This is a genomic window from Rhodohalobacter sulfatireducens (genome assembly GCF_022012475.1).
Taxonomy (GTDB): domain Bacteria; phylum Bacteroidota; class Rhodothermia; order Balneolales; family Balneolaceae; genus Rhodohalobacter; species Rhodohalobacter sulfatireducens.
This window is the reverse complement of the sequence record NZ_JAKLWS010000030.1, coordinates 1-17,278: the sequence shown is the minus strand read 5'-3', so window position 1 is coordinate 17,278 and position 17,278 is coordinate 1. Positions and strand designations below refer to the sequence as shown.

The 17,278-nt window shown below is 42.4% G+C and carries 13 protein-coding genes; 1 reads left to right on the top strand and 12 read right to left on the bottom strand.

Annotated elements, in window-relative coordinates:
- Positions 1-64: 64 nt before the first annotated feature.
- Positions 65-1,396: a Gfo/Idh/MocA family protein gene (locus L6773_RS17065; RefSeq protein WP_237855678.1), complete on the bottom strand. Its 1,332-nt coding sequence runs from the start codon at positions 1,394-1,396 to the stop codon at positions 65-67.
- 102 nt (positions 1,397-1,498) lie between these two features.
- Here L6773_RS17065 and uxuA point away from each other — a divergent pair, with 102 nt between their 5' ends.
- Positions 1,499-2,692, top strand: a complete 1,194-nt coding sequence (uxuA, locus tag L6773_RS17060) for a mannonate dehydratase (protein WP_237855677.1) — start codon at positions 1,499-1,501, stop codon at positions 2,690-2,692.
- A 178-nt stretch (positions 2,693-2,870) separates the two neighbouring features.
- On the opposite strand, the gene L6773_RS17055 is transcribed toward uxuA, so the two are convergent.
- The 11 genes from L6773_RS17055 to L6773_RS17005 all read right to left on the bottom strand — a co-directional run.
- Entirely contained in the window at positions 2,871-4,298 is a 1,428-nt protein-coding gene (locus L6773_RS17055) for a Gfo/Idh/MocA family protein (protein ID WP_237855676.1), read from the bottom strand.
- 173 nt (positions 4,299-4,471) lie between these two features.
- On the bottom strand, positions 4,472-5,887 hold the full coding sequence (uxaC, locus tag L6773_RS17050; protein ID WP_237855675.1) for a glucuronate isomerase: 1,416 nt from the start codon (positions 5,885-5,887) through the stop codon (positions 4,472-4,474).
- Between the two features lie 155 nt (positions 5,888-6,042).
- Positions 6,043-7,074: a sugar kinase gene (locus tag L6773_RS17045; protein WP_237855674.1), complete on the bottom strand. Its 1,032-nt coding sequence runs from the start codon at positions 7,072-7,074 to the stop codon at positions 6,043-6,045.
- A gap of 5 nt (positions 7,075-7,079) precedes the next feature.
- On the bottom strand, positions 7,080-7,718 hold the full coding sequence (locus tag L6773_RS17040) for a bifunctional 4-hydroxy-2-oxoglutarate aldolase/2-dehydro-3-deoxy-phosphogluconate aldolase (RefSeq protein WP_237855673.1): 639 nt from the start codon (positions 7,716-7,718) through the stop codon (positions 7,080-7,082).
- A 16-nt stretch (positions 7,719-7,734) separates the two neighbouring features.
- Complete coding sequence (locus L6773_RS17035; protein WP_237855671.1) at positions 7,735-8,517, bottom strand: SDR family oxidoreductase; 783 nt, start codon at positions 8,515-8,517, stop codon at positions 7,735-7,737.
- A gap of 8 nt (positions 8,518-8,525) precedes the next feature.
- Entirely contained in the window at positions 8,526-10,052 is a 1,527-nt protein-coding gene (locus tag L6773_RS17030; protein ID WP_237855670.1) for a tagaturonate epimerase family protein, read from the bottom strand.
- A gap of 15 nt (positions 10,053-10,067) precedes the next feature.
- Positions 10,068-11,363 (bottom strand): TRAP transporter large permease, encoded by a 1,296-nt coding sequence (locus L6773_RS17025; protein WP_237855669.1) that lies wholly within the window; start codon positions 11,361-11,363, stop codon positions 10,068-10,070.
- A complete protein-coding gene (locus L6773_RS17020) occupies positions 11,363-11,872 on the bottom strand; it encodes a TRAP transporter small permease (RefSeq protein WP_237855667.1) in 510 nt (169 codons plus the stop codon). Before L6773_RS17020 ends, L6773_RS17025 begins: the two co-directional genes overlap by 1 nt.
- Positions 11,865-12,848 carry a TRAP transporter substrate-binding protein gene (locus tag L6773_RS17015; protein ID WP_237855666.1) on the bottom strand — a complete coding sequence of 328 codons (984 nt, stop codon included), beginning with the start codon at positions 12,846-12,848 and terminating at the stop codon, positions 11,865-11,867. Before L6773_RS17015 ends, L6773_RS17020 begins: the two co-directional genes overlap by 8 nt.
- A gap of 192 nt (positions 12,849-13,040) precedes the next feature.
- The gene (locus tag L6773_RS17010) at positions 13,041-16,787 is read right to left on the bottom strand and encodes a CRTAC1 family protein (RefSeq protein WP_237855715.1); all 3,747 of its coding nucleotides are present in this window, start codon (positions 16,785-16,787) and stop codon (positions 13,041-13,043) included.
- Between the two features lie 62 nt (positions 16,788-16,849).
- The coding region (locus L6773_RS17005) for a putative oxidoreductase C-terminal domain-containing protein (RefSeq protein WP_237855665.1) at positions 16,850-17,278 on the bottom strand (429 nt) is incomplete at its 5' end.

Here is a 17,278-nt window from a genome sequence, read left to right as displayed (position 1 = left end):
ACCAGGGGATGACACCCCTCGCCCCGAAGTATCTGGGCATTCCCTTCAAGGGAAAATTTTATAGTCAAACACTCGGCTCCCAGCCTGGCTCATATTCTCGACCCCAGTATTGCATTGCATTTCGGTTATTCAGAATTCGGCCATTAGAAGGATCCACTTCAAAGTTACTTCCCGAGCGATATGCCATATTCGCCAGGTGGCACAACTGGGTACTTTTCACGGCTTCGTCTACCGGTGATACGGGATCGGCCTGGCCTCGAATTGCATCTAAGAAATTGGCAACATGAGTGGTCGACATATCACCGCCACCCCCAAGTGCTATGCCGGATTCTCCGCCCCCGGATGATTCAGCTCTGACCAAATTTCCACTCCTGTCAAACAGTTTATAAAGAGACCGGTCAACCCAAACAGTTCCCTCGGTTCCATAAATTACTGTTCCCCGTCCGCCATCGTATGTATTAAAACCATTGCGGCTTTTTCCGTCCCAGTTTATCACAAGGTCACCAGGGAAGTAATAAGTAGCATACATAGTGTCGTACATCTCCCAGCCATCGTCCGGGTAATGGTTTTTAAATGCTTCAACATGCACTCGGTCAGGATAATCAGCTTGCAGTGCCCATCTTGCAACATCCAACTCATGAAGGGCATTATTACCACTTTCGGCCGTACCATAATCCCAGCCGTACCAGTGCCAGTTATAATTCCATGTATTATGTGTGTAAGCTCGTCGTGGGGCCGGCCCCTGGAACAGGTCCCAGTTCAAATCTTCAGGCGGAGCCTGCCGGGTTTGATTGAGTACTTCTCCCCGTTGATTACTGTAAAAGGCTACAGCTTTGTAAGCTCGGCCAATCACGCCATTATGAATTTCATTGATAATTTTTTTGGTATGAGAGGAGGACCGCTGTTGATTCCCCATCTGTAAAACTCTGTCATATTTTTCCTGGAATTTGATCAAATACTCATTCTCGGCAGAGTTATGTGTGAGAGGTTTCTCAACATATACATGTTTTCCAGCTTCCATCGCCATCCAGGCAGCGGGAGCGTGCCAGTGATCGGGAGTAGCAATAAAAACAGCATCCACCTCGCTGTCATCCAAAGCTACACGAATATCTTCTATGCCTTCCGGATTGTATGATAAACTCTCACCCAGATCAGCAAAAACCCGATCTCGCTGACTCTTTTTCACATCACAAATATATGAGAGACGGGTATTTTGAGCATCACCTATACTATTGTAATAAGCGGGAACACGACGGCCGCATCCCATGAATACTACATTAATTCGATCATTGGCTCCTAAAACCCTTCCATAACTTTTTGCTGATAGACCGAGCGCAAGGCCTCCTGTGGCCAACGCTGATGTTTTTATAAATTCACGTCTGTTGAGAGAAGTCATATTTTTTCAATTATATTAAGTGATACTTAACCGGTTAAGAACAGCAATCTAATGAACCGGAATGGAACGGTCAAGAAACCAAAAAAATAGTAATAAAAGACAATGAATTTTGAACAAACCTGGCGGTGGTTCGGACCATACGACACCACATCACTTGCAGAAATATATCAAACAGGTGCAACCGGAATCGTTAGTGCACTTCATGAAATCCCGATCGGTACTGTATGGCCTGTTGACAAAATTAATGAACACAAAAAGAGAATTGAGGATGCCGGTTTTCGATGGTCTGTCGTCGAAAGTGTTCCCATTCATGAAGATGTAAAACGGCAGCTTGGTGATTTTCAAACCTGGATCGAAAATTACAAGCAATCAATCCGGAATTTAAGTGAGTGCGGTATCGATACGATCTGCTACAATTTTATGCCTGTGTTGGACTGGACCCGAACGAGTCTGGAACACCCTATGGGCGATGGTTCAACCGGACTTCGATTTGATGAAATTGCCCTCGCCGCTTTTGACGTATTTATTTTAAAAAGAAAAGATGCAGAAGGTGAATATGAAGACCAGATCTTGAAAGAAGCTGAAAAATATGTTGAAAAATTGAGCAACCAGGAGAATAATAAACTGACGGAAACAATTCTCGCCGGTCTACCCGGTTCTGAAGAAGGTTATTCCTATGAAGAGTTTCGTGAGATGTTGAGTACCTATGATGGAATTACGGCTAAAGATCTGCAATCAAACCTGATCTACTTTTTGAAAGAGATTATACCGGTGGCTGAAGAGGAAGGGGTCCGAATGGCTATTCACCCGGATGATCCGCCTTTCCCGCTTTTTGGATTGCCTCGTGTTGTAAGTACGGAAGAAGATGCCAAGGCAATTATTGAAGCTGTTGATTCGCCATATAACGGACTCACTTTTTGTACTGGATCTTACGGAGCCAGAGCTGATAACGACCTTCCAACGATGGTTGAATCTTTAGGATATCGGGTTAACTTTGTTCACCTCAGAAGTGTAAAACGGGAATCGGGGCGGTCTTTTCATGAGGCCAATCATCTCGAAGGGGATGGAAATTTAGTTGAAGTAATGAAAGCATTAATCAGAGAACAGTACCGTCGAAAAGAGGAAGGGCGAACCGATCTTAACATACCTTTCCGACCCGACCATGGCCACCAAATGCTCGATGATCTCAAAAAAGAAACGTTTCCCGGTTATTCCTGTATTGGGCGAATGAGGGGTTTAGCAGAACTTCGCGGTGTTGAGGTGGGGCTTAGATCTGAGTTGAATTCAGAGATATGAAAACAGTTACCCGTCAGACCGCTCTAAGCGGTCTGACGGGTATTATGAAACCAAATTCTTTATCCACCATTTATCATACTGGGCATGTCATTCTGAATAAGCTTAACTATTCATCTGAAGAGTGGATACAGCTTCATAATTCTAATAGCTAAAATACTCATCCGATAAATTACCGAAGTTATAGAGTCCTCGTAGGATGCGGTTTAAGTGATGTCAAATCTTCAATACGAACGGGTTTCCCGGATTCAATACTGTTTCGGGCCGCAATTCCAATCAAAATCGACATGGCTCCATCGCGGCTTCCCGCAGCCAAGTTCAATGGATCTTCTGCATCTGATTCACGGAATATTTGATTCTGCAGACGTTCATCTCCCCCGCCGTGGCCACCACCACTTTGATACACTTTGATCTGCTCATAATCCTCGGAAAAATTGTCCATCACCATAATCTCTTCGAAATCGGTGGCCTCATCAATCTCGCCCTGCGACATCTCCTGGGCATGCAATTCACTTTGATCAATTTTTTCCCGTTCTCTCCATGGAATACCATGCCATGCATCAATCCGGCCATCAAATCCATTGAAACCGATCTTCATCCCTTCGTAGGGTGAATAAGTTGTCAATGAATAGTTCACTTGAACGTCATTCGCATATTTAACCTGGACAGACATTTTATCATAAATATCAATTTCATGTCTCCAAAGGCAGTTATCCCGAATGTATCCATCGTGGTGTTCATTGGCCACATAGAGATCCATATATGTGTCGTTATCGGTGATATCCCAATAAAAATCACAACTGTCCTGGTGCGGACATGTACGACACTTGTTGCCTCTGAAAGAGTTATTGCTCCCGTAATGCTCCAGTGAGCCTTTGGCATAAACTTCAACCGGGTCAGAATTCAGCCACCAATTCAGCAAATCGAAATGATGGGTGGCTTTGTGCACTAAAAGGGTTCCTCCGCTTGCTTCAATTCCATGCCACCTGCGGAAATAAGATGCACCATGATACACATTCAGATACCAATGAAAATCTACTGATGTAATTTTCCCTACCCGTTGATTCATCAACAACTCTTTGAGCCTGGTATGGTGCGGGCTGTAACGATAATTAAACCCAACGATCAGCTCTCCATCCGATTCTTTTTCTGCATCCAAAATAGCCTGGCATTTGAACTCGTCAGTGGTCATCGGCTTTTCGGTAATTACATCAATATTTCGCTGAAGCCCTTTAATGATAAACTGATGATGAGTTGCATCTACTGTTGTAACGATTAGCAAATCTGGATTGGTAGTATCCATCATCTCATCAAATTCTGTAAAAGTGGGGCAATCGGCACCAATAAATTCTTTACCATACTCCAACCGGCCCGGGTTGATATCACAAAGCCCAACAAATTCAACCACATCTCCATATCTTTCCTGAATACGGCGACCCCAAAATGTAATACCTCGTATGCCGGTTCCAACCAGTGCTACTCTTCTCTTATTGAAAATTCTTGGGGATCTGCTGATTTGTGAAAAAGCGGGTCCAGCTATCAAAGCTCCCCCAACGGCTGCTCCGGTTGATTTAATGAATTGCTTTCGTGTGAATTTATCTTTTTTCATAGTTCGCTGACTTTTTGGTGACATTTAAACAATTTAACCAGGCCGTAAAACACTTACTTAACCGGTAACTTCAATATATAAAAATAACGCAATTTTGCTACTCAAAACTCATAGTCATCGGATCAGTGTTTAAGTTAAAAACCAGTTGTCAGATTATTCACTGATCCGATGACTCAGATCGATTTAAATCTAAAGAAATCAGCCGCATTCTGATAACATATCTTCTCTACAATCCCACCAATCAGCTCCATGTCAGATGGAATCAAGCCTTTTTCCATATCATCGCCAAGAATATTACAAATAATCCGACGGAAATAATCGTGACGGGAATAAGACAGAAAACTCCTGGAATCGGTCGTCATACCAATAAATTCACTCAAAACTCCCATGTTGGAAAGCGACTCTACCTGTCGCTCTATTCCATCTTTCTGATCCATAAACCACCATGGCGGCCCATGTTGTAATTTACCGGGAATAGTTCCATCCTGAAAGTTTCCAATCATCGTGGCAAACAGTTCGTTGTCTCTCGGATTATTATTGTAGAGAGATACCCGTGGCAAATTGTCCTCAGCATCCAATCGATCCAATAATCTTGAAAGTGGACGCGCCATCTCAAAATCACCGATGGAATCAAACCCTGTATCCGGGCCGAGGTTCTTCACCTTCCTGGAGCTGTTATTTCGGAGCGCCCCGACATGAAGCTGGAACACCCACTCCTTCTCATGATCCATCAACCCGCAGTAATAGAGAAATGCCGATTTAAAAACTCTTGATTCCCCCTCACTTACCGAATTTCCACTCATCGCTTTTGAAAATATACCCTCAATCTGCTGATCGGTAAAGGGTTCAGAAAATGGTTCGTTTGCTCCATGGTCGGATGCACGACAACCAAGTTCATTAAACAGATCGTGTCGGCTTTTTAACGCATCCAAAAAATCCCGGAATGTTGAAATGGATTGATCAGCAACCTTTTCCAGTTTATTAACCCACGATATAAAATCTGTTCCCTTTTCAATCTGCATTCCCCGATCAGGACGAAATGTGGGAACCATCTGAAATCCAACATCTTCTTCCCCTTTCATTTTTTTGTGATGTTCAAGACTATCGGTGGGATCATCTGTGGTTGCAACTACCTCCACTTTATTTCTTTTAATAAGTCCCCGGGTAGAAAATTCGGGTTTCTGAAGCATTTCATTGCACGCTTCCCAAATCGATTCGGCGGACTCAGAATCCAATAAATCAGTAATCCCAAACGGATTCTTCAACTCCATCTGTGTCCAGTGGTAAAGTGGATTTTTGATCGTTTTTGGAACCGTCTCCGCCCATTTCAGGAATTTCTGTTTATCTGAAGCATCACCCGTAATAAACTTCTCATCAACTCCGCATGCCCGAAGTGCTCGCCATTTGTAGTGATCACCATCCAGCCAGATATGAGTCAGGTTCCTGAAATTAATATCATTCGCGATCTCACCGGGCGGTAGGTGACAATGATAATCGATGATAGGCAGATGTGCGGCATAGTGATGATACAGCTCTTCTGCCGATTGACTCTGCAATAAAAAATCTTTACTGATAAATTGTTTGGGCATAGAAATCAATTATTGAAGCACAAGCGATACGCTCGCGCTATTTTCTAATTGAGAACCTGCGAGAGTCCGGTAGGTCCTCGCAGAGTTCGGTTTTCGAATCCGTGACTCTGTCAGGAGCTCCGCATCGCTGCGCACTCTGACAGGTCGCAAGTCAATTACCGTTCAACTCGTCCGGAACCACCGCTCTTCACAAGTTTCTCAACTTCTTCTTCGCTTGTCAGGTTGAAATCACCCGGAATGCTGTGCTTCAGACAAGATGAAGCGACGGCATATTCAAGGGCATCTTGCGTGTTGTCTTTGGTCAGGAGTCCGTGGATCAGCCCGGCAGCAAATGAGTCGCCACCGCCAACCCGGTCTACAATATCAATTTCATAACGAGTGGATCGAACCGGTTCCTTGCAATCTTTATCGTCATGAAGCATGGCACTCCACCCGTTCATACTGGCTGAAAAACTTTCCCGAAGCGTAATTGCAACTGTATCAAAACCGTATTCTTTTTTGAGAGATCGAGCCAGGGTTGAATACCCTTCGTCATCTAATTCGGCACCTTCCACATCGGTATCGCCGGCTTCAAAACCGAGACTTTTTTGAGCGTCTTCCTCATTGGCAATGCACACATCAACGTATTCCATAAGCGGATTCATTGTTGCCTGTGCTTCTTCTTCCGTCCATAGTTTGGATCGGAAATTGAGATCACAACTCACAGTCACCCCTGCATTTTTCGCTGCTTTGCAGGCAGCGATCACAGCTTTCCGGGGTTTTTCACCCAAAGCCGGTGTTATTCCCGTCCAATGAAACCAGTCTTTTCCATCGAAGATTGCATCCCAGTCAACCATATTCGATTCCATCTGGCTAACGGCCGAATCCGCACGATCATAAATCACTTTCGACGGACGCTGACTCGCCCCACTCTCCAAAAAATAGATTCCCAAGCGATCACCACCACGCAGGATATAATCCGTACTTACACCATATCTTCGAACGGATTGAAGTGCTGCTTCTCCAACTTCATTCTCAGGTAAACGGGTTACGAAATGAGCCTGGTGGCCAAACATAGCCAGTGACACAGCTACATTCGCTTCACCCCCTGCATATCGGGCTTCAAATATATCGGTTTGCAAAATTCTCGAATGTTCCGGCGTAGATAGCCGAAGCATGATCTCTCCAAAAGTTACAATCTGTCCCATAATTTCTATTCAACTCCTAAATTTGAAAGTAATATTTGTGCATTATTCCTGATGGTATCGAAATCTCCTCGTTTAATCGCTTCCTTATTCAACAAAGCACTTCCAACTCCCACTGCACAGGCTCCGGCTTTGATCCACTCGCCACCGTTTGTGAGACTCACACCACCCGTGGGCATCAGCTTGAGATGCGGGAGTGGTGCTTTCACCGCTTTGAAAAAATTCATTCCCACAATATTAGCAGGGAAAACTTTTATGATATCAGCTCCCCAATCCCACGCCTGCTGAATTTCAGTTGGTGTAAATGCTCCGGGCATCACGGGTACATCCAGTTCATTTGCCTTATCGATGATCTCTTTCTTCATTATTGGGCTTACCACGAACTTCGCCCCTGCCTCTACCGCTTTTTCTGTCATCTCCGCATTTGTCACAGATCCAACCCCGATAATGGCATCATCCGGGCTGTTTGCAACGGCTTTTTTGATGAGTGAAATCGCGTTTGGAACCGTCATTGTGATTTCGGAAACCCGAATTCCACCCTCGTACATCGCTTCCGCAACCGCCTCATACAGATTCGAATCCGGTATTCGGATCACAGCAACTGCTTTTTGCTTCTCTATGGTCGATACAATTTCTTTTCTGTTCACAGTATCTTGTTTTGATTTAAATTGACATCGCTGTAAAGCCGCCATCCACGGCTACGATTGCTCCGGTTACAAATGAAGCTGCTTTTTCTGATGCAAGCCAAACAATTGTACCAGAGAGCTCTTCGGGCCGGCCAAATCGCTTAACGGGTGTATGCCTCATGATCGATTCTACCCTTTCTTCATCTAAAATATCCCTGTTTTGCTGAGCCGGGAAAAAACCGGGTTTGATAGCATTCACGCGAATATTGTGAGGGGCCCATTCACGGGCCATGTACCGGGTCATCGTATCAATTCCAGCTTTGGATATACTATATGTAAATACACGCGTAAGTGGAATCTCAGATGACGCCGATGTAATATTTATAATGCTTCCGCCCTCACCTTTGTCGATCATATATTCAGCCGCAATCCGGCTCGCAAGGAATACTCCCTTCATATTAATATCCAAGATTTTGTACCACTCCTCTTCGGTGATCTCCATCAAATCAGTCGTGGAATTTACTCCCGGTGCATTCACCAGGATATCAATCCTTCCCCACTGATCATTAATTTCTTTAAAAGCTTTCCTGAGGGAAGATTCATCCCGTACATCTGCTTTGGTAATCATTGCCGTACCGCCTGCATCTTGGATTTGTTTTGCCCTTTCCCCGGCATCATCTTTACTGCTGCCATACATTACAGCCGTTTTTGCACCGGCTTCAGAAAGCGCCTGGGCCATCTCTCCGCCCAACACCCCGCTTCCACCTATCACTGCGGCCACTTTTCCCTGAAGGCTAAACAGCTCGTTTATGTAACTCATTCTTTTTACTACTGATTAAAAGGTTTCAAATGTTTGATAAAATGTTTCTCCAAATTCTGTTCATAAATCTCTTCATGTTCGGCAAGTGATTTCATCAAACGCTCTTTATATTTATTCTCTTTCGATGCAGCGCCTGCCAAAACGGATCCATACGCTACATGCAAAACCTGGCGGGCGTGATTATCGTCTAGGAGCTCTACCAACTGATTGTCTTCAAGTTCATACGGATTGGGAATTTGATTTACATCTGCTGAAATGTGATATGTCTTTTTGTCTTCTTCAAATCGGGTCAGAGAAAACTTCATAATTTCCCTGAACAGATCTGGATTTACCTCTGCTATTGTTCTAAGCGCTTCGAGATAACTGGTTCCGGCCGTTTTAACATGAACCGCTCCCGAATCAAGAGAACCAATCACTTCATACACCGAAAACTTATCACTTCCTGAGTGGATACTCAGCTTATATCCTCCGAATTTTTCGGCGATCGCCAGATGCAATTCATACTCTTCCCTAAACTGTTCGAGGTCTCCTTTGAAATCAATACCTTTTTCGAAATCACCACAAAATCGCGGAGCTAGGCTGACCAAATCAATTCTCAAACGCTGCATTTCAGCCGCTATCAAATAATGCTCGAAAGGTGTTGTAGGCTGATCTGTTTCATCTACTGAAAGTTCAATTTCTGCAGGGTGATCGGGATATTCCCCTTTCAAATAATCAACTAACTTCTTCGTGTGATTAATTACCTTTCCATACTTCACCATCCCGGTCAACACTTCTTTCTCAGATGGATTCAATATCGACCCATTACTAAGTGGTGATGATGTTTTACTGTAATGAGCTCTTTGCACTTCCGGTTGTGCATCAAGATCGGACCAGGGAAGTTTGTTATAATTAACCTCAAGTTCATCCAAATCCATGTTCATCGCCTCGTTCACAACAAATTCACTCGGGTCGATCGTGAACATGGTATAACCGGCTTTCACCATTCTGTCTATATCATCTGTTGTTTTCAGATGATCGGCATCAGCCCCAAAACCATTGGTATATCCTTCCTGGAAAACAGACCAACTAGCGGCATCCAGAACCTCCTCGGCACTGCGATTTGTTCTCTCAAGCTCACGAATAGATTGCTGGGCGAGAACCGGTTTAAACCCTGAATCCCAAATCGCTTTTAGGTGAGCCGGGCCTGCATTACCAAGGCGATCTCCCAAACCGTATGAATCTACTTTTCCAATTAAAACCGGATTTGTGAAATCAAACGTCGAGCGTAAAGCCTCTGCATTTTTATGAGTTAGTTCACATTTCAAAAATGGTTGTGAATTGATCTCAATAATTTCACCTTCAAATCCGGAATCATTTAGATTGGCTGATTCACTCATTAAGATTAGGAATTTATCCAGTCCATCCTTGATCATAAAGAAGCAGAAACCATCCGTGTCGTTTAAGGAGTTATCATAAATATGGACGTTCTTAAAAAAATCGAATAAATCTTTGCACTCGTTGATCTTATTTTTATGAATTTTGTTATTACTCACTTTTTCAATGATTGATTAGTAGCCAAACAGATCTGGCAAAAACATGGTTATTTCGGGTACATAGGTAACAATCAGCAGAGAGATAATCATAGCTATGAACAGCGGGATGAGCGGTTTGATGACTCTTGTGATTGAGATATTTGATATTCCACAACCCACGAAAAGCACACTGCCCACGGGTGGAGTACAAGCACCAATACAGAGATTCAAAATCATGATGATACCAAAGTGAACCGGGTCAATTCCCATCTCAACAACAAGCGGTAAAAAGATCGGTGTAAAAATCAGGACTGCAGGTGTCATATCCATGAAAATTCCCACTCCCAATAAAATTATGTTAATGATAATCAGGATAATGAAGGGATTATCGCTCAAAGCAATCAGGCTTTCACTGATAATAACAGGGATGTTTTCATAGCTCATAATCCACGACATCGCCATCGATGTTGCAATCAAAAGTGCGACAATTGCCGTTACGTTACAGCTCGAGAGGAATACTTCTTTGAGCTCTTTGATATTCACACCTTTGTAGAAGAAAGATAAAATCAACGCGTAGACGACAGCTATTGCAGAAGCTTCCGTCGCTGTGAAAATTCCTGCCACAATACCACCAATAACCAATATCACTAGGAAAAGACTTGGAAGGGCATCTATAAATTTTCGAAACGCTACACTCAGCGGTACTTTTCCACTAATAGGATATTTCCGTTTGATCGCGAAATAACCAGAGACAAACATCAAAGACAGCCCGACTAATATTCCGGGCAAGTATCCAGCAAGAAATAGAGCCGCAATCGAAGCTCCTCCACTGGCCAGCGAATATACAATGAGAATATTACTGGGCGGTATGATCAAGCCGGTTGTGGAAGATGTAATGTTGAGTGCAGTCGTAAACTCGATATCGTAACCTTCTTTTTTCATCTGAGGCCCCATAAAACCACCGATAGCTGAGGCTGTAGCCACCGCTGACCCTGAGATGGAAGCGAAAAGCATAGCAGCAATAATTTGAACGTACGCAAGTCCGCCTGGCAGCATTCCCACTACCGATTTTGCGAAATCAATGAGTCGACGGGCAATTCCACCCTGGTTCATTATCTGACCGGCAAGAATAAAAAACGGTATTGCCAGCAACGCAAAACTGTCGAGGCCTGTTGCCATTCGCTGCGCAACGGTTGTGATCGCCGGATCAAACGGGATACTCACCAGCATGGTGAGAAGTGTAGAGATACCGATACAGAAAGCAATCGGGACACCGATTAAAAGCAGAAATACAAAACTGAGAATTAAAACTAAGATTCCAACAATCTCCATCAGGCCACCCCGTCTACATGATGTTCAACTTCTTGCGGCCCTTCGATAATAATCTGTTTGATGAAATTTACAGCGTAAATCACCATTAAAACTCCGCTCAGTGGCAATGCGAAATAGACGTAGGCAAGTGAAATTTGAAGGGAGGCTGATAACTGATTGAGTTCCCACGTTAACTGTACGAGATACCACCCGCCAAATACAAGAACAACAACAGAGAAACAGATAATAAAGGCATGAATGACCAACTCCATCCAGAATTTCACTCGTCCCTTTGCTTTATCAGTAAATAGATCGAATGCCAAATGCATCTTTTTACGATATGCATAGGACGAACCCAAAAGTCCGATCCATATCAGAAGATATCTCGCCACCTCTTCGGAAAAAGAACTGGCCTCTCCCAGCAGATATCGCGATATAACCTGCCAGGTAACATCTACAACCAAAACCGCCATTAAGCTGACCATTATCCATTCGAGGCATCGATCTATTATGATGATAATTTTATTCATTGGCTAACTCCTCTATTCGCTGGATATATGAGTTCAACTCCTCATTCTGTGCATACTCATCATACATTGGCTGAAGTTTTTCTCGAAAGGGCTCTTTATCAGGACGAACCACTTCGATGCCAGCTTCCTGCACAGCTTCCATTGCTTCGTTTGTGGATTCTTCCCACAGTTTTCGTTGGTAAATTGCTGATTCCTGGGCTGCGTTTCGCAGAATCTCTTTCTCTCCATCCGTCAGACGTTCCCATGTAAACTGGCTGGCAAACAGCATATCCGGTACGGCTGTGTGCTCATCCAAACTGTAGTAATCAACTACTTCGTAATGTCTTGTCAGGTAGAGGCTTGGAGGATTATTCTCGGCTCCATCCACAATTCTCTGTTGAAGTGCGGTGTACAGTTCTCCGAAAGAGATCGGGGTTGCAGAGCCTCCCAGCATATTTACCATTTGCAGAGAGGCCGGACTTTCCTGAACTCGAATTTTCATCCCCTGGAGATCATCAGGATGAAGTATAGGACGATCTTTTGTGTAAAAACTACGGGTTCCCGCATCATAATAGGTTAACCCAACCAGCCGAATACTTTGTCCGGCATCCAGGAGTTCTCGGCCTATTTGCCCATCATACACAGAAAAGCGATGCTCCTCGTTCTGAAACAGAAAGGGCACACTGAAAATCTTATACAATGGTTCAAACCCTTCAAGTACACTTGATGAAACTTTCGTAATATCCAAACTTCCGATTTGAAGAAGCTCTAAGAGTTCCCGTTCAGAACCAAGCTGTTGGGAAGGATAGATATCAATCCGCATTTTCCCGTTTGATTCCTCCTCTACCCGCTCGGCCATAAATACCATTGCCTTATGAACCGAGTGACTGGAATCAAGGCCATGGCCGAGTTTCAGGACTGTTACGCTGTTTTCACCCCCACAGGAGCTTGCAAACAGAAAAATAGCGATTAAATAAATGACAACGGATCTTCGCATTTAATAAAATTAAGCAGTTTAAACCCCTAAAGTAACCGGTTAAGTGGGTCTCATTTTAATAGTTATCGTTTACATTTACAAACAGTCCTTCATACAATTGATATTCTATTATTCTACATTGGAATATCTGCATATTAATCCCTTACTAGTGGCTAAATCCATATTCATCAGAATCTAATATTTGTTTCCAAATCATATCGGTTCATCATTGGATTGATGGTAAATATTGTATGTTCTTTCTCCATCTGTAATTGGAATGGTTTGATTGGTATTATCAAACCAGTTGATTTCAATTTCTTTAACCTGATTAGAGGCGCCTAAAATTTGCGTATAACTGTTTTGAGCCCAATATCCACCTCCACTTTGTACTTCCCTACGAGGTCCCTTTGTTCCATTTTGATAGACAAGCCGAATGCTTGACCCAATTGCATCACGGTTTGTTGCAGGGCCATGTAATTTAACAGTATATCCAGCTCTTTTTGCTTGATTAAGAAACAACTTTGTTTGAGCTCCATTTTGTGAAACTACAAGATCAGCTCTTCCATCTGCATTAATATCACTAATAGCTGCACCTCGTTGTTCACCATACATTTTTATTCCACTTTCACTTCCCGGAATCGGATAAAAATTACCCTTCCCATCGCCATTCAAAAGTAAGCCCCTACCAGAATCCATTCTTGGTATTGAGTTATTCACAGCAAAAAAATTTTGGCTTAAAAATAGATCTTCATTTCCGTCATTGTTGAAATCTCCGATTGCCGGGTGAAAAGCCATTGTAAATTGAGCAACCTGCGGAAGCGGATGTGCTTCAAAACCTTCACTTGTATTTATGAATACCATACTCTGTAAGGTATTGACCGTTTTAAAAGGAATATTTTGATATCCATTTCCGAAAATCTCCTGCAATGTAGACGATGAAAACTCTTCATGGTTTTCCATCTTATTAAGCATAATCTGTTGTTCTAGGAAATTGTATAGTCTTCTTCTTGGCAAATAATTTCCCTCTTCATCGGCGTAAGATTCAATTATTTCCATCCTTCTATTCGCAATCAAATTTTGATAATATATCCTTATCGGAAAATCCTGGTGAATTTGATAGGGTGTATTCAGCCCAATGTTGGCAGCAACAATATCTGGTAAACCATCATTGTTAAAATCTCCGGTTGAAACACCTTTCCAAACTCCAGTATATTTATCAAGGTCCATCTCCTTTGTTTTGTCAATAAACGTACCATCTTTAGACTCCAATAATTTCAAACTTCCCCATTCTCTACTGATCAATAATTCTTGCTTCCCATCTCTATTGAAATCTGAGAATACCGCTCCCGTTACCAGTCCCAAGTCCTCAATTAATTGCGAATTTGTAAAGTTAGACTCAAATTTGCCTTGTTGATTTCTGATAAATCGGGAATTAGCATTTGCGGGATATTGTCCAGGCTTGAAATTACCTCCGATAAATAGATCAGGATATCCATTCTCCGTTATGTCTGCAGCTGTTACAGGCCCTGTAGTCGAAAAACTACCCCTGACAGAATCTTTTAAAACAGTCCCATCCTCATAAATTTTGAAATTGTAAACAGATGGAGCATATGAGGTACCTCGTTCATAATTGGAACTACCTACAAATACTCTGGTAAAATTTTCTTCTTCCCAACCGACTATGGCAGTTTGATCTCCTTTCGCTAATTCAGTTAACCCTTCTAAATTTCTTTGTCGAAACTCTCCGTCTCCCAAGTTTTCATAAATCGCCAAACTTCCGCCTTTCCCTGAACTAATTAAAAGATCGTCAACGTTGTTTTTAAATATGTCCAACCATGCAAGGCCGGGGCCCTGTTGACTCAATTTAAAGGGTAGTAATGGTTGATAATAAAAATCCTCAAAATAATCTTCATGATGACTGTGCCCTATATTTTCACTTATATCTTTAAATAAAGAGGTCGCAGGTGTACTACTATTATGATTCTCAGAAGATGGAAGTATCTCGATCTCTGATTCGCTTATTTCATAAATACGATTCGCCTTTACATTATCCAGCTTACTTATACTACCGTCAGGCCATATAATATTTATTTGATGATTGGAATTATTCGGATCAGCAGCAAACATTATCATCAAATCTGACCCAGATGCATAGTCACCACCTGCTGATATCTGTTTTTCTTGCACTACAGGACCTCCTTTGATGCTTACTTTGGAACCCAAGGCCTGCGTATTAGGAGCACTCCCTTTTAATCTGACCGCTATGCGCGAAGCTTTTGTAGTATTTTCATAGATTGCAACTTCCTTATTCATTCTATTCATTACAATATCAAGTGCCCCATCATTATTCAGATCTACCAGGGCCATTCCTTGTGATATATCTTGATCCTTAAATCCCCACTCATCGCTGACATTAGTAAATGTTGACGCGAATTTAGGATCGGAAGAGATCCCATTATTCCTTAAAAATTGATTCCTGAGTTCTAATGGTTCCACCAGATCCACAAATTCCATGAAATGCTCATCCATATTTCGACGGTTCCGAATCATGGTGTATTGAGCATCTATATCCAAAATATTGTATAAATAGCCCGTAGCAACGATCAGGTCTTCAAATCCATCCAAATCAATATCCATGAACCTGGTTGCCCAAGACCAACCAGTTGCGGGTACTCCACTGATCCAGGAAGTTTCAGCAAATGTTTCGTCCTCTCTTTGGATATACATTGAATTTCTGTTATGCATAGGCCTTGATTGGATATCCCCAATTGGAATAGCAACATGATCTTCCGAACTTGCTTGGCTGAGTCTTCGGTGATGTTCTGTATCAAGCATCTCAGTGGTGAATATATCAACTCGCTCATCTCTGTTGACATCTGAAAAATCGACCGCCATGCAAGAGTAACTTAAGTTCCGTATAGCCTGCCAGCCAATTGCTTTGAATGTACCATCACCCTGGTTAATCCATATCCGATCCGGTGTGTGAAAATCATTACAAACATATAAATCTTCTAATCCATCGCTATTCAAATCATGAAATTTAGCTGTTAAGCCCCAATCTGGTTGCAAGCCGAATGGTTTCCCATCTTCATCTAAAAACACTTTAGCCGTGTCCAAAACCTTTTCAAATTCCCCCCCATTGTTGTAATAGAGTTCATCAACCTCACCTAATTCTGTTATTCCAACCAGCTCGCCGTCCTGTCTTACCAATTCATAATGCTTATCAAAAGGGGGGACTAACGTATAAGAATCTGTTGGTTTATGAAATGGTTCTTTAAGGATATTCTCCCATGCCAATTCCTCAGTTGTATATATGTCTTTTACACTTTGTTCTTTATATCGTGTAATATATAGATCAGGGTAGCCATTTCCGGAAATATCAGCTAGTGCCATGGTGTTACTGCCCTTTGCTGCTCCGAGTCCACTTTCCTCAGAAAGGGTAAACTTTCCTGTACCGTCGTTGATATAGAGGGTATTATTCCCATGCATTGCTGTTACTAGTAGATCGAGATGCCCATTTCCATTTACATCGGCAAAAGTAGCTCCAGTAGAGTAAACCCCCTCATGTGTAACTCCCGCCTGAGCTGTAATATCTTCAAATTTCATGCCCCCTACATTCTTATATAACTTGTTGGGGTTACTTAACCCTGAGAAATATAGATCTGTCAGCCCGTCTCCATCCACGTCCCCTGCTGCTACCCCTGAACCATTCAGATAGTGTCGGTTCTTATCTATTGCACTTCGCTTGATAATGTTGATAAAACCGATTCCTGTATGCGACGATGGAAGGGATTTAAACCCCGTACTTCCAAATATTTCGGTTGAAATATTTGACCATCGATAACCATCTTCGTTTTTCCAATTCAGTTCAGTAGATTTATTGCAACCAGATAGCAATATTCCAAATATGAAGATGAAAATGACTGGAATCGTTATATGTATGTACCGAAATCTAATCACTATATTCAAATCATTTAAGAGCAGAGATTTTTCTTATTATTTGCAGGTTTATGTACTTCATCTCAATCACGACTCAACTCATATGCCTGAGTCGTTATATAATATTTTGTAAGAAGATTGGTTCGCTCCCATTCTGGTAGTTGTCCTTCTTCAAGAGCATCCAGATAATTTTCAGTTACCCTGGTAAAATGTTCTTCATGAGTTTCTGTAAGCTCTTCCGGCACGTTAATTTTCCAACCAAAATCTGTTTGTTCGGCTGTAAGACCCGGAAAACGATCCCTCAATTCATCAAGTGAATTCAATAAAATTTCCTCAAATTCTACCGATTCGGAATTGCTTTTCGGTTCAACATATAACGTTGCCTGGAAATTTTGTTCTACATTTTGGCGTACAACGAGATTTGCGTTTGTTCCCCGGAGGCTGGAATAATGGGTATCTCCACCCTCAGGATTGGTAAATCCCCATTCTACCGAGACTTTTGCAAACAGATC